The following is a 12,524-nucleotide window of genomic DNA, read 5'->3' on the forward strand; positions in this document are numbered from 1 at the left end:
ATTTTGTGTGGCTATTTTCGTTAGGGCCTTTTATGCGCTACGCACAACGCGGCTATTTGCTGCTACTTAATGGCATGGCTCTTCTGGCCGCTATCATGCTGGTATGGCTGATGGTGGCCGTAGTGCTCTCGGTAGTCATCCGTAATTTGGGGCTCCAGCCCTCTGCGTGGTTTTTTCTTTCCACCGAGTACGCCATGTTTTACCTCACCCTGTTAGGGGCACCCTGGTTGGTGCGTCAAAAAGGGCACGTGCATATTGAGTTGCTGACCTCCGTCCTGCCTCTGCCAGCGCTCAACATTCTAAGCCGAGGAGTATCGCTGCTATGTGTCGTGGTGTGCGGTGTGCTGGCGTGGAAAGGATTGGATCTATTTCTGCTCAACATTGAGCGCACAGACTATGACGTGCGTGCCTACTTTGTGCCGAAGTGGATACTGACCATCGTATTTCCTATTAGCTTTACGTTAATGGCGATTGAGTTTGGCCGCTTTGTAGTGGGCCATGAAATACTTCACAGCGGCGAAGCGGGGATGAAAGAATAATGGAATGGTACTTTGCGCTCGCTTTTCTGCTATCGCTGATCCTTATCTTTATGGCGATTGGCACTCCGATAGCCTTGGCATTTTTAGCCGCTAACGTCATTGGTGCCTGGCACTTTATGGGTGGCCAAACCGGCATCTTACAGATGCTCAACAACGGTTTCGGCGCGCTTTCAAGCTTCAACCTAGTCCCCATCCCGCTCTTTCTACTGATGGGCGAACTGTTTTTCCGAACCGGATTGGGCATGAAAATGTTCAATGCCGTTGACCAACTGATGGGCAAGCTACCTGGACGTTTGTCTTATGTGACAGTCGTGGGTGGAACAGCGTTTTCTACTTTAAGTGGCTCTTCTATGGGCTCCACAGCCTTGATGGGGTCGCTATTAGTACCGGAAATGGAGCGACGCGGCTATAAGAAGAAAATGGCCATTGGCCCCATTCTGGGGACCGGCGGTTTGGCGATTATTATTCCGCCTTCTGCGTTGGCGGTACTGCTGGCAACCTTGGCAAAAGTGGATATTGGCGCGCTGCTCATCGCTGGCATTTTGCCTGGGCTGACGCTGGCGGGGTTCTATATTGTCACCATCTTTATCCAAACCAAGCTGGACCCGGATGCCGCACCTGCTTATGAGTTAGAACCGGTGCCGCTAAGCGCTAAGCTCAAGCTGATAGTGACCGATATTCTCCCTATGCTGAGCGTCATGGTGATCATTGTTGCGATGATGCTGATGGGGTTTGCTACACCGTCGGAAGCCGCAGCATTTGGGGCATTGGGTGTGATTATCCTGGCGTTTCTTTTCCGCTGCATGACCTGGGAGGCGTTTAAGCTTTCGGTCACCGGCGCGCTAAAAGTCACGCTGATGGCTTATCTGATCGTATTTGGTTCGGCCACCTTCAGCCAGTTGCTCGGTTTCTCGGGCGCTTCGGGCGGTTTGATCGGTTGGGCAACAGGCTTTGATCTTTCCCCCATCCTGATGCTGTTAGCCATGTTTGCGGTACTGCTGGTGCTGGGCACTTTTATGGAGCAAATCTCCATCATGATGCTGACCGTGCCGATCTTTTTTCCGCTGGCGCAGGCACTTGGCTTTGATTTGGTGTGGTTCGGTATCGTCGTGTTGCTGGCACTGGAAATCAGCTTCTCAACACCACCATTAGGGCTGTTACTGTTTGTGATGAAAGGGGTAGCACCCCCGGGCACGACCATGAGTGAAATCTACTCGGCCGCGATTCCCTATATTCTCTGTTCGATGCTACTGGTCGCCGTGTTGATAGTGTTTCCGGGCCTCGCTACTTGGTTGCCCAGCATGCTGCAGTAAGCGTCTTAGCTTGCAAAAAAGTAGCTTGCACAAAATAGTTGTCAATAAAAAAGAGAGGCTTCGGCCTCTCTTTTGGTCGTTGAGGATAATGGCTATCACCTACTCCCAGGAAGGGAACGGGTCAGATAATTGCTTCCACGCTTCCATACCTTCCAGCAGTTCTGCCTCGCTTAACAGACAGTCGTCCATCGCTTCGCGCATCCGGGCTTGATCCAGGTTTTGGCCGATGAAGACTAGCTCCTGGCGCATATCGCCAAACGGTTCCTGCCACTTCTCCATAATAAACTGACGCGTTTCTGGGTCGGTTGGCCAACGCTCTTCGGGGATCGCTTTCCAGAACACACCTGCCGGGCCGTGGTGAGCGATACCGCCTGCCTGGCTCCACTGACCAGCGGCCTGGGGGCGGGTGGCAAGCCAGAAGAAACCTTTGGAACGTAACAGGCCTTTGCCGAACCACTCCTGGTTGAGTAAATCGTGGAATTTCTGCGGATGGAAGGGCCGACGGGCGTGGTAAGCGAAGCTGCCAATGCCGTACTCTTCGGTCTCAGGCACATGCTCGCCGCGCATCTCTTTCAGCCAGCCGGGGGCCAGTTGGGCCCGCTCAAAGTTGAACTTGCCGGTATTGAGTACTTTATCCAACGGCACGCCACCTTGGGTGATCGGCACTAGTTCTGCATCAGGGTTCAGCGAGCGTAAAATCGCCTGCAGGGCTTCCAGCTCTTTTTGGCTGATTAGGTCTGTTTTACTAATGAGCAGCACATCGCAAAACTCGATTTGATCGACCAGCAGGTCGGCGACATTGCGCTCATCCTCTTCACCCAAGCTTTCACCGGCTTCTGCTAGGCTTTGCGCTTCGCGGTACTGCTCAAGAAAGTTGGCCCCATCGACAACGGTCACCAGGGTATCTAACCGGGCAACGTGGGAAAGGCTCTGGCCGCTTTCATCTTCAAAAGTGAAGGTTTCCGCCACGGGCAACGGCTCGGAAATCCCAGTGGATTCAATCACCAGATAATCGAATTTTCCTTCTCTGGCCAGCTGGCTGACTTCTTCCAGCAGGTCTTCGCGCAGGGTGCAGCAGATGCAGCCGTTACTCATCTCTATCAAGCGCTCTTCAGAGCGGTTCAGAGCAACATCTCTATCCAGCGTCGATTCGCCAGGGCCACCGCGCACCAGTGCACCATCAATGTTGATCTCACTCATGTCGTTAACGATCACTGCCACCCGACGATCTTCACGATTGGCCAAAATATGGTTGAGTACGGTGGTTTTACCAGCACCTAAAAAACCCGAAAGCACGGTGACGGGTAGGGGAGAAAACGCAGTCATTGCTAGCACGCCTCTAAACACATTTATGTTATGTGATAATATAACAACAAAGAGGCGTTTAGATAAAGGCTTGTTTTGGTAACTGAGTATCAGCGCTTATATTGCGTGGGACAGTAGCCGCGTAGAACATCCGGTGAACGCAACGCGGTATGCTTTGTCGCGCGGCCGGTGACGCGTTTACGCCATAGGCGAAACGAAGCGGGTTTGAGCTGGTGGCGCATTACTTCTATGACGTCCGGTTCGGCTAAACCAAACAGCGTTTCAATCGCTTCAAATGGCGTTCGGTCTTCCCAGGCCATCTCGATAACGCGTGACTGCTCGTCATCGGGTAAGCGACGAAAGCGTTTAACGGGTGCTTTTGGCATCGATCACCTCGATGTATTTGAAGGGTGGGCATTTAGGTGGCGGGCAGTGTAACGCTTTTTCACATACCAGCGTAACGCATCGATCACGATGAACAGCGCAAGGCTGACGCCTAAAACGGGTAGCGCCAGACCTAACGTGATAGCAACTAACAGCACGCTGAGCTTGGCTTTGATCGGGAGCAGTAACCATGGCTCTGAAACCGTCGGGAAACGCTGACCACTCGCCTTGCGCAGCCGCCGCCATGCCATGGCGTACCCCCAGCCCATTAGCGTCACAAGCCCTGCAGCGATCAATGCCAGCACTACTTGATTGACCAAGCCAAAGAGAACGCCCATGTGCAGGTCAATCCCCCAGCGGGTGAGCTTGGCGGCTAAGGGGAACGTCTCAAAGTCGGTTTGATCGGTGACCGCCATGCTGCCCGGGTGCAGCGCGACCTGGTCCACTTGGGTGGGCCAACGCCGATCAATTTCTGCTACCCGCCAGGCCTGGTTTTCACTGGTTGGTGGGGAGAGTTGAATGCGATCTGCCGTTAGCCCTGCCGCACGTGCCGCCGTGAGCGCACGATCAAAATCTTCTGGCAGCAGCTGTGTACTGGCTGAAACGGGGGCTGTATGGCCGTGATGTTCGGCATGCTCGTCAGTGGTTTGGCTATCAGTATCGATCAGCGCTGTTGAGGCGCTAGGCGTGTTCCAGCCCCAGGCATTGCGCAGCTCCGCGATATTGCCCCCCGCCCATTGTGACCAAGTAAGCCCCGTCGCCGAGAAGAACAGCAGTCCGATGGCAAGTACCAATCCTAGCGTGGCGTGACGTCGCCGGGTTGTTTGGGCTCCAGAAAGCGTTTTCAGCGTATGGCGTTGCCGCATCCACAATATGACGCCACCCAGAGCAGAAAGCCAAAGCCAAGACGCGGCTAATTCGCTGTAAAGGCGGCCTACATCGCCCATTAACAGCTGACGGTGAAAATGATCAATCGCCGTGCGTAGCGGCAAAATACCGCTGGTGCCGTAGACCGTTGTGTCTCCCGTTATTTCCAGCGAAATCGGGTCAACAAACAGCGCGCGATGTTCCGAAGGGCCGAGGCCAGGAGTGGTAAACATCAGGCGGGTGGTGTCGCCGAGGGCTGGAGCGGGACGTACGGTACTGGGTAATGCTGGATTCCCGAGGTGGCGCTGTACAGTGGCAATCTGGGCTGCAAGCGGCTTTGGTTCACCTTCTGTTACCCCATAAAGCGTGTCGTGATAGAGCCACGTTTCAAGAGGCGGGCTAAGCAAGTAAGCTATTCCTGATAGCGCTGCAATGAGAATAAAAGGTCCAATAAAAAGACCAATATATAAGTGCAGGCGACTAAGCAGGGCAAACAGAAGCCTTTGGGTGCGAGCGGAAGAGGGCGGTGGCATGGCAAGAATCCGAGCATGATCGGCGAAGAAGTTTGCCAGAGTAGCCAATCCCCTCGGCAATCACCAGCGTGCAGGCAGCGGTGAAAGGTCACATGCTTAACGGTTAGAAAGCGCTGGTTTGGCAGCTAACAGCGCACGGAACAGGCCATTCATCAGCACGGGTTCATCGTGGCGAATCGTGAAGCCAGCCTCCGCAAGCAGTGGTTGTGCTTGGCGGGTAATATCGGTGGCAAGTGCTGAGGTCAGATGGTTCAACAGACGTCGGCCCACCCCAGCAGGCTGTTCATCCGGCTGGAACTTATCCATCACACACAGCTGGCCGCCGGGTTTAAGCACACGGTGCGCCTCTGCAAGCCCTCGCTGTGGGTTAGGCATGACCGCAATGATCAGATGCATGATGACGGCGTCAAAGTGCTCGTCGGGGTAGTTGAGCGCCTCGGCATCCATCACCCGGCACTCCACATCGCGGCGTAGCGTTTCAGCCCGTTTAGCCGTGCGTTTAACCATGGCTGGGGCTAAGTCGGTGGCGTGTAATTCGATATCCTGCGGCAGAAAAGGCAGGTCTAGCCCTGTGCCGGCGCCGACCAATAACACCCGCATACCCGGCTCCCAATCCACCTGGCCTAGCGCAATACGCCTTGGCCTGCGGAAAGCACGAGCAGCAACCACATCATAAAAAGGGGCGTAAGCGGTATAGCGCAGTCTGTTCCAAGCAGTCGTGTTGAACATAACGCCTCTTTGCAGCGCAACGCTGCGATGGCTGAAGGGCGGGTGCCGATTACCTATAGCATAAAAGCGTCTAAGCGACCAATTGAGTGTGCCAGCATTATATGTCTAAAGGTTAAAAGCGCTAATCGTAAAATAACACGAAAATTAAATTCTATGGATGGCGTTGAAGTATTTTTATAAGTTTATATGGGTGGTGGTTAGAATAATGGTTCTATCTATTTGTTAGCTGGTATAGAGATGGTGGTTTTGGATTGGTTTAAAGATGACAAGAAAGATTCTTGTCATCCTATTTTGTTACTTTCGTTTTAGGCGCGCCGTTAAACTCTCCACTATATCGATTACAAGCTGTCGATCATTTTGGTTTAAAGGAGCTAAAAGATTTTTCATTCTGCTTGATTGGTCATCAACATGAAAGCTTGCTTGGCCAAGTAGCTCTGCAGCTTCGCAATCGAAAATCTCTGCGAGCTCAATGAGGCGCACAATATTGGGTATCACCCGGCCGCGCTCTATGCGAGAAACGGCTTCATTGCCAATGCCTAAGCGCTCAGCCACCTCTTCTTGAGTCATTTGACTGCGAACCCTCTGTTTGGCAATGGCTCTTCCGATACTGCTTGCGAGCCGATCCCCCCCTCTGTCAGCCTTGTTGTCCGGTTGGTGATATCGCCTAAATCTAATCCAGAGGGAGCCGCATGGAGTCCTTGTGCCACGTTATTCTGCAGAGCGTAAAGCAGCCGTCCTAAAAAAGTTGTTGCCACCCCATAATCACAGTGTGGCATCGGTAGCGGCAGAGGAAGGCATCTCTGACGCGACGCTGTATAGTTGGTTAAAACAGTGTCGAGTAAAAGGAGTGCCTGTGCCAGGTTACACCCCAGGCGACAGCGAATGGTCGCCCGACGCCAAGCTCGCCGTGGTCATCGAAACCGCCACCCTGTCAGAGGCAGAGCTTGGCGCTTACTGTCGCGAAAAAGGCCTTTATCCCGAGCAAATTCAGCAGTGGAAAGCGGCTTGCCTCGAAGGCGCTGGTCGGCAAGAAGATCAGGAAAAAGCGGCGCAAAAGCAACGTAAAGAAGACCGTAAGACCATCAAGCAACTCAAAGCGGAAGTGCGACGCAAAGACAAGGTAGTGGCAGAGACGACGTCGTTACTGGTGCTCTCAAAAAAGCTCGACGCCTTGTACAGCGAAGATCCCGACAGCGGCGAGGACGACTAACGCCGCTCGACGAACGTGCAAGGCTTATCGCGCTATTTGACGAAGCGGTGGTGGGTGGCGCTTCCCGCTATCAAGCAGCCGATATTATCGATGTAAGCGAGCGCACACTAAAGCGTTGGCGATCTGAGTGTGGCACTGTTGTTGAGGATCAGCGTCCACAGGCGGCACAAGGCAGACAGCCGCATCAGCTGACGCATGAGGAAGAGCAGACCATTTTGAACACGTGTCATCGTCCCGAGTATCAGAGCTTGCCGCCGTCTCAAATCGTGCCCTTACTGGCAGATAACGGCGTCTATCTGGCCTCCGAATCGTCGTTTTATCGGGTCTTGAAAAAGCATCACCAGCAGCACCATCGTGGCCGTACGAAAGCACGCCGCACAGTACCCGCGCCGACCAGTTTTACGGCGACGGGGCCGAACCAGATTTGGAGCTGGGATATTAGCTATTGCGCCTCCGTTGTACGAGGCCAGCACTGGTATCTCTACCTGATCATGGATATCTACAGCCGCAAAATCATTGCCTGGGAAGTTCATGAGACGGAATCGGGCGACTTGGCTAAACAGCTGATGGAGCGTGCATTATTGCGTGAGAAATGCTGGCATCAGCCGCCGGTGTTGCACTCGGATAATGGCGCGCCGATGACGTCCTATACGCTCAAAGCGAGGTTAACCGAACTAGGGATGTTGATGTCTTACAGTCGACCGAGAGTAAGCAACGACAACCCTTACTCGGAAGCGCTGTTCCGTACCGTCAAATATTGCCCAGCATGGCCCACCAAGGGCTTTGCATCGCTGAGCGCGGTACGAGAATGGATGTTGGTGTTCGAGCGGGCTTACAACGAACAGCACCTTCACAGTGGCATCCAATATGTCACGCCAGCTGACCGGCATCGTGGCGTTGATCGAAAACGCCTTGAACGTCGTAAAGCGGTTTATGAAAGCGCTAAGCGTCGCTATCCGAAACGCTGGTCGGGCAGCACCCGAAACTGGGAGGTCACTGGTTCAGTGTCGCTTAACCCAGGGAAAGTGCAGGAAATCGAGCGTAACAAACAGGCTGCTTAAGTGCAGCCATTTGGACAACTGGGTTGAAAATCACCGATCCTGTTCTATTTTATTCACAACGTCCTCCATTAGACCTAAATGGTTGAGGAACGACCTATTGACATGAAGGACTGTTTGGGTTGAATATCGACCTATGAAGTTGAATTAGATGCTGTTTTTAACTTTTAGTTTCTGAATGTTACTCAAAGATACACAATAAGGCGACTACATTGTCATGCCGAAATTTTGACTACAGTGAAAAACACGAGTTACCTCACTCTTGGAGTGGGTTTATACGCTCGATTTCTAGGCTCTGCAGTGGTCAATCTGGACATGTGTGCGGTTTATAAAGGCGGTATTTTTTATAGATAAAGCAACTGTTCTAAAAAAATAAATGCATGATTTTCATTTGCTCAAGGCGGTTTCACTGATTGTTTCTGAAGATGTGGGGTGGTTGATATGAATAGTCTGAGTATCTCCAGATTTCCCTCTGCTAACGTTATTGGCTCTCTAATGATGAGGGACTACTCTCTATTTATTTATTCGAAGGAGACCGTTAATGCACTGCCTGCATCTGTCGTAGAGCTGGACCGAGATACAGGGCATTTTGTTATTGAAGCTCAATATGCGGGGAAAGACATTGAAAGCTACTTGGTAGATGGAAGCTTAAGCTTTGACATCGAGTCGTTAAAAACAAGCGAGTTTGTTGAGCGCGAGATTTTCAGTCTCAATAACGTTGCAGCGCGCGTGCTTAAAATAGACAGTAATAATTATAGGTTTGAGTGCCAACTTCCACATACCGTGTTTGTACAAGAGAATCGGGGAGCGATGCGGGTGCCTTTTCTGTTAGGCATGCACGCCCGAACCAGTATTGAAGTTTATACGCACACGTTAAGCATATCCGGCCAATTAAGAAATATATCGGTTGGGGGCTGTCTGGTCGATGTGTCGCTTGAGGAGAGTATCGCGCTTTCCGTGGGTCAAGTATTGCCAGGGTTGGCGATTGAATTCCCCAACGGTGAAAGCATCTACTGCGAAGGGAAGATCCGGCATATGCGTCCCTATGGTAATCATGGCCATGCCGCCATCGGTATTCAGTTCAGCAACTTGAATGCTCAGCAATCGGAGATGCTGTTTCATTTTGTTGCCGAGTCCGAACGTGAAGCAGCCTATCGCACAGGTCTTAAAGATACGTTAATAGGTCATTCACCCTTATTTATTGCAAATGACAAAGAGCGAAAGATTTTGCAACGCGAAAAAACCAGTCGTCAAATGCGTTCTCAACAACCTCCTTCGCTTCAAGGCGTATTGGAAGTGGCACATCAGTTGCAAATTATCCTGATGACTATTAAAAATCGTGCGACTTTTCCTGCCGACATCTTGTATGACTGCGCCGATACACTGATTTATTTGGCACGAGAAGATAATAGGGCGCTGCTTTATGCGCTCTCATTTCTTGATGATAAATCAGAGTGGGTACGAAGTGCCGTTCAAGTGGCTGGGCAATTATCCAATACGCTACTCATTCGGGACCCACACTCAACTGATTTACGTGAGGCAGTAGTAGGTGCCTTAATACATACGTTGGGTAAACCGTTACTCATTAGCCAACAGTTACCAACTCTTAACGCAATTATGCGTCCTGAACAAAAAAATCTACTGAAAGGACACGTCAAAGTATTGTTAAATACGCTGTCGCGGCTGGAGTGGCAACCCAGTCTAATTTGTTGAGACGTGTTAGAAAATGCCAATGAATTACTTGATGGAAGTGGCTATCCCTCCGGTAAGCACGGTAATGAATTGTCAGATATCGTGCGCCTGGTATCGGTTATTAAAAGAGTCAATAAACTAACGCACGCACGTAATGGACATCCGCCTCGTACACCGATAGACGCCTATCGGTGGATTAATGATAGCCCGGAAGCTTACAGCAAAGCGATTCTTGTCGAGCATATTCAGTTATACGGACTTTACCCCATTGGCAGTTTAGCCAAGTACGCAGGTGGATTTTTAGCCTGGATAATGGATGTTGATAATAAAGGCATGCCATCAAAAGTACACGTTATTAAAAATCTAAGATTTGAAGATGCAATGATTAATAGTGTGCTTGAGAGCCGTGATTTTTCACAACTTGGCCATTTTGAAGGCACCGTGGATCCAGCCGTATACGGGTAAGCGAGCCACTAACCACATCTAGGCAGATGTCGCTTAGACCGGTAATGTCTCTTTCCACTGCCAGGGTAGCAGCGTGTTGAGGTCATCATCGTCGAGGGTGGGCAGGGTCGCGAAGACATACTGTAAGTAGTCGTAAGGCGAGAGACCATTGGCTTTGGCGGTTTCGATCAGGCTGTAGATCGCCGCACTGGCATGAGCGCCGCTCGGAGTATGGCTGAACAGCCAGTTTTTACGGCCGATGACGAATGGACGGATGGCGTTCTCCGCCGGATTGTTGTCCAGCGGGATCAGGCCATCGTCCAGGAACCGGGTCAGCCGGGGCCACTGGTTATCCAGGTAGTGCAAGGCTTTACCCAGTGCACTTTTGGGCAGCACCTGGGCCAGTGACTTGTCGAGCCAGGTGCGCAGTTGGTCGATTAACGGACGGCTCTTCTGTTCACGCAGCGCGTAACGCGCGTCGGGCTCACGTGCCTTCGCCTGTTTTTCCACGCCGTACAGCTTCCGGATCTGGTTCAGCGCCCAGTCCGCTTTGCCGGTTTTGCCTTTAGGCTGCACCTTCTGGGCCTCGACGAACTTACGCCGGGCATGCGCCCAGCAGCCCGCATGGGTGATCCCATTACGGCGCACGACCTCGGCGTAGCCTTCATAGCCATCGGTGACCAAGCGGCCTGCATAATTGCCCAGTAAGCGAACGGGCACTCGCCCCGCACGGCTGGCGTCATAATCGAACAAGACGACCTGCTGACCGGGTGGCCCACCTCGTTGCACCCACATATACGACGTCGCACTGGCGGCACGATCCGCTTCTTGATTAACCTGGAGCGTCGTCTCATCCATGTGGATCAGCGGGGCGTTTAAGAGGTGTTGGCGCAACGTGTCGATCAGCGGGATGATCCGTTCTCCCGCCTGCACCATCCAGCGTGCCAGGGTATTGCGGGGGATCTCGGCGCCATGGCGGGCAAAGATCTGGCTTTGCCGATAAAGCGGTAGCGCGTCCTGGTATTTAGCCGTCGCGATATAGGCGAGCAGCGTGGCGCTGGCATTGCTCTTGGGCAACAGCTTGGCAGGTGACGGGGCGGTGTTGACGCCCTCTTCGCACAGCGGGCAAGCATATTTGCGTCGCACATGACGGATCACCTCGATCCGGGCGGGCACCACGTGCAGCTCTTCGCTGACCTCTTCACCGATCACCTTTAGCGCGGTGCCGTCATCGCGGCAGTGGCGAGCATCATTGGGCAGTTCATGGATGACCTCGACACGTGGGAGTTCTGGGGGTAGCGCCACACGCCCGCCGCGCGTGCGACGCTTGGCAGGCGTAGCGGTGTCGATCGTCGCGTCATCAGCGGTGGCGTCGCTACCCGCTGCATCTTCCTCGTCCACCGCCACTTCCGCTTCATTGATCAGCAGATCCCGCTGGTCGACACGGTACTTTTCGGTGGAAGGACCGAACTGACGCTCCAGGGCAAGCCGGAACTGCTCAAACAGCGACTGTTTGGTAGCCTCCCACTGCGCTTCCTTTTTCTCCATCAACGCCAACAGCCGCGCATTTTCAGCGTCAGCAGCGGCCAGCTTGCGCTCAAGCTGGGTAACCGTCGGTGAGGAGGAAGGGGCATTTTTCATACCACTTAGTGTACCAAAAACGTCGCTAAAACAAGAGCGCTACGGCTATCCAACCCGCTGAAAATCCAACGCTTTGTGAGGCTGCATAGCCTTCAGGTTATAGCCATCCAGCAACCAGTTAAGTTCTTGACCCGTTAGCGTCACTGTCTCGTCCTTCAGGTGCGTTGGCCATTTAAACCGCTCACGCTCCAAGCGCTTGTACCACACCACAAAGCCGTTACGTTCCCAGAACAGCAGCTTCACTTTATCGCGTTGGCGATTACCGAACACGAATAGCGCTTGATCAAACGGGTTCAAGGCCATGGCTTCCTGAACCAGTAATGCTAATCCATCAATTTGCTTGCGCATATCGACGGGTTCTCGGCACAGGTACACCCTCAAATCAGTGCTTGGGCGTATCATGCGACGACCTCCACCGCGACAAACCGCGCGGGACGACAACGCGGTGGCACGGGGAAGCCTTGCACGATTAACCGATTTTCCCACGCCATCAGGTCGGCTAACGTCACGGCTTGCGCTTCAGCATACGCGCTTAACGGCATCTGCAACGCGGCGGCATAAGACAGGTGCCCTAACCAAAATGCTTGAGTGGAATTGAGGTCGCGACTCATGATGATCTCCAATGCTAAAGAGACCACCAGTGTGATCAGTCAACAATAAGGTGAGTAGATGGGGTTTATGGCGCGCTTACGTATACGGCGTGCAATTGAAAGCTGGTTAACGACGCTCCAATCCTTACTGACGAGCTTAGTGAAAGTTCAGGTATGTAAAGGGGGTAGTGTCGTCGCAGGGCTTGGCCTGTTGGCTAG

General features: G+C 52.7%; 13 protein-coding genes. 5 read left to right on the top strand and 8 right to left on the bottom strand.

All coding sequences use genetic code 11. The annotated features are described in order from the left end of the window. The first annotated feature begins 32 nt into the window (after positions 1–32). Complete coding sequence (locus V8L70_RS03985; RefSeq protein ID WP_035587466.1) at positions 33–539, top strand: TRAP transporter small permease; 507 nt, start codon at positions 33–35, stop codon at positions 537–539. Next, positions 539–1,852 (top strand): TRAP transporter large permease, encoded by a 1,314-nt coding sequence (locus tag V8L70_RS03990; protein ID WP_008959810.1) that lies wholly within the window; start codon positions 539–541, stop codon positions 1,850–1,852. The genes V8L70_RS03985 and V8L70_RS03990 overlap by 1 nt, the downstream gene beginning before the upstream one ends. A 99-nt stretch (positions 1,853–1,951) precedes the next feature. On the opposite strand, the gene zigA is transcribed toward V8L70_RS03990, so the two are convergent. The 5 genes from zigA to V8L70_RS04015 form a co-directional block, all read right to left on the bottom strand. Beyond that, a complete protein-coding gene (gene zigA / locus V8L70_RS03995; protein ID WP_336268923.1) occupies positions 1,952–3,178 on the bottom strand; it encodes a zinc metallochaperone GTPase ZigA in 1,227 nt (408 codons plus the stop codon). Between the two features lie 89 nt (positions 3,179–3,267). Beyond that, positions 3,268–3,543 (bottom strand): TIGR03643 family protein, encoded by a 276-nt coding sequence (locus tag V8L70_RS04000; RefSeq protein WP_008959808.1) that lies wholly within the window; start codon positions 3,541–3,543, stop codon positions 3,268–3,270. Positions 3,544–3,546: 3 nt separating this feature from the next. Further along, a complete protein-coding gene (locus V8L70_RS04005; RefSeq protein WP_336268924.1) occupies positions 3,547–4,941 on the bottom strand; it encodes a PepSY-associated TM helix domain-containing protein in 1,395 nt (464 codons plus the stop codon). A 96-nt stretch (positions 4,942–5,037) separates the two neighbouring features. Continuing rightward, positions 5,038–5,670 carry a class I SAM-dependent methyltransferase gene (locus V8L70_RS04010; protein WP_008959806.1) on the bottom strand — a complete coding sequence of 211 codons (633 nt, stop codon included), beginning with the start codon at positions 5,668–5,670 and terminating at the stop codon, positions 5,038–5,040. Between the two features lie 294 nt (positions 5,671–5,964). Next, on the bottom strand, positions 5,965–6,345 hold the full coding sequence (locus tag V8L70_RS04015) for a helix-turn-helix domain-containing protein (protein ID WP_336268971.1): 381 nt from the start codon (positions 6,343–6,345) through the stop codon (positions 5,965–5,967). A 25-nt stretch (positions 6,346–6,370) separates the two neighbouring features. Here V8L70_RS04015 and V8L70_RS04020 point away from each other — a divergent pair. The 3 genes from V8L70_RS04020 (at position 6,371) to V8L70_RS04030 (ending at position 10,095) form a co-directional block, all read left to right on the top strand. Further along, a protein-coding gene (locus tag V8L70_RS04020) for an IS3 family transposase (protein WP_232774936.1) occupies positions 6,371–7,941 on the top strand; the annotation gives its coding sequence in 2 pieces (ribosomal slippage) (positions 6,371–6,824 and positions 6,824–7,941; 1,572 coding nt in all). Between the two features lie 438 nt (positions 7,942–8,379). Further along, entirely contained in the window at positions 8,380–9,651 is a 1,272-nt protein-coding gene (locus tag V8L70_RS04025) for a flagellar brake protein (RefSeq protein WP_336268925.1), read from the top strand. Positions 9,652–9,654: 3 nt separating this feature from the next. Continuing rightward, positions 9,655–10,095, top strand: coding sequence for an HD-GYP domain-containing protein (locus tag V8L70_RS04030; RefSeq protein WP_336268926.1), 441 nt, complete (start codon positions 9,655–9,657; stop codon positions 10,093–10,095). Positions 10,096–10,128: 33 nt separating this feature from the next. Here V8L70_RS04030 and tnpC read toward each other — a convergent pair whose 3' ends face one another. Genes tnpC through V8L70_RS04045 form a run of 3 tightly spaced genes read right to left on the bottom strand, consistent with a single transcriptional unit; the run spans position 10,129 to position 12,326 of the window. Further along, entirely contained in the window at positions 10,129–11,715 is a 1,587-nt protein-coding gene (gene tnpC, locus V8L70_RS04035) for an IS66 family transposase (protein WP_336268927.1), read from the bottom strand. A gap of 45 nt (positions 11,716–11,760) precedes the next feature. Further along, positions 11,761–12,117: an IS66 family insertion sequence element accessory protein TnpB gene (tnpB, locus tag V8L70_RS04040; protein ID WP_336268928.1), complete on the bottom strand. Its 357-nt coding sequence runs from the start codon at positions 12,115–12,117 to the stop codon at positions 11,761–11,763. Next, positions 12,114–12,326, bottom strand: coding sequence for a hypothetical protein (locus tag V8L70_RS04045; RefSeq protein ID WP_138801450.1), 213 nt, complete (start codon positions 12,324–12,326; stop codon positions 12,114–12,116). The genes tnpB and V8L70_RS04045 overlap by 4 nt, the downstream gene beginning before the upstream one ends. Positions 12,327–12,524: the final 198 nt, after the last annotated feature.

Origin of the sequence: Vreelandella arctica, from assembly GCF_037070215.1 — a bacterium.
Lineage (GTDB): Bacteria > Pseudomonadota > Gammaproteobacteria > Pseudomonadales > Halomonadaceae > Vreelandella > Vreelandella arctica.

Excerpts from the sequence above, each read along its gene's own strand:
- V8L70_RS03985 (WP_035587466.1), top strand. The coding sequence starts at position 33 with ATGCGCTACGCACAACGCGGCTATTTGCTGCTACTTAATGGCATGGCT.
- V8L70_RS03990 (WP_008959810.1), top strand. The coding sequence starts at position 539 with ATGGAATGGTACTTTGCGCTCGCTTTTCTGCTATCGCTGATCCTTATC.
- zigA (WP_336268923.1), bottom strand. The coding sequence starts at position 3,178 with ATGACTGCGTTTTCTCCCCTACCCGTCACCGTGCTTTCGGGTTTTTTA.
- V8L70_RS04000 (WP_008959808.1), bottom strand. The coding sequence starts at position 3,543 with ATGCCAAAAGCACCCGTTAAACGCTTTCGTCGCTTACCCGATGACGAG.
- V8L70_RS04005 (WP_336268924.1), bottom strand. The coding sequence starts at position 4,941 with ATGCCACCGCCCTCTTCCGCTCGCACCCAAAGGCTTCTGTTTGCCCTG.
- V8L70_RS04010 (WP_008959806.1), bottom strand. The coding sequence starts at position 5,670 with ATGTTCAACACGACTGCTTGGAACAGACTGCGCTATACCGCTTACGCC.
- V8L70_RS04025 (WP_336268925.1), top strand. The coding sequence starts at position 8,380 with ATGAATAGTCTGAGTATCTCCAGATTTCCCTCTGCTAACGTTATTGGC.
- tnpC (WP_336268927.1), bottom strand. The coding sequence starts at position 11,715 with ATGAAAAATGCCCCTTCCTCCTCACCGACGGTTACCCAGCTTGAGCGC.
- tnpB (WP_336268928.1), bottom strand. The coding sequence starts at position 12,117 with ATGATACGCCCAAGCACTGATTTGAGGGTGTACCTGTGCCGAGAACCC.
- V8L70_RS04045 (WP_138801450.1), bottom strand. The coding sequence starts at position 12,326 with ATGAGTCGCGACCTCAATTCCACTCAAGCATTTTGGTTAGGGCACCTG.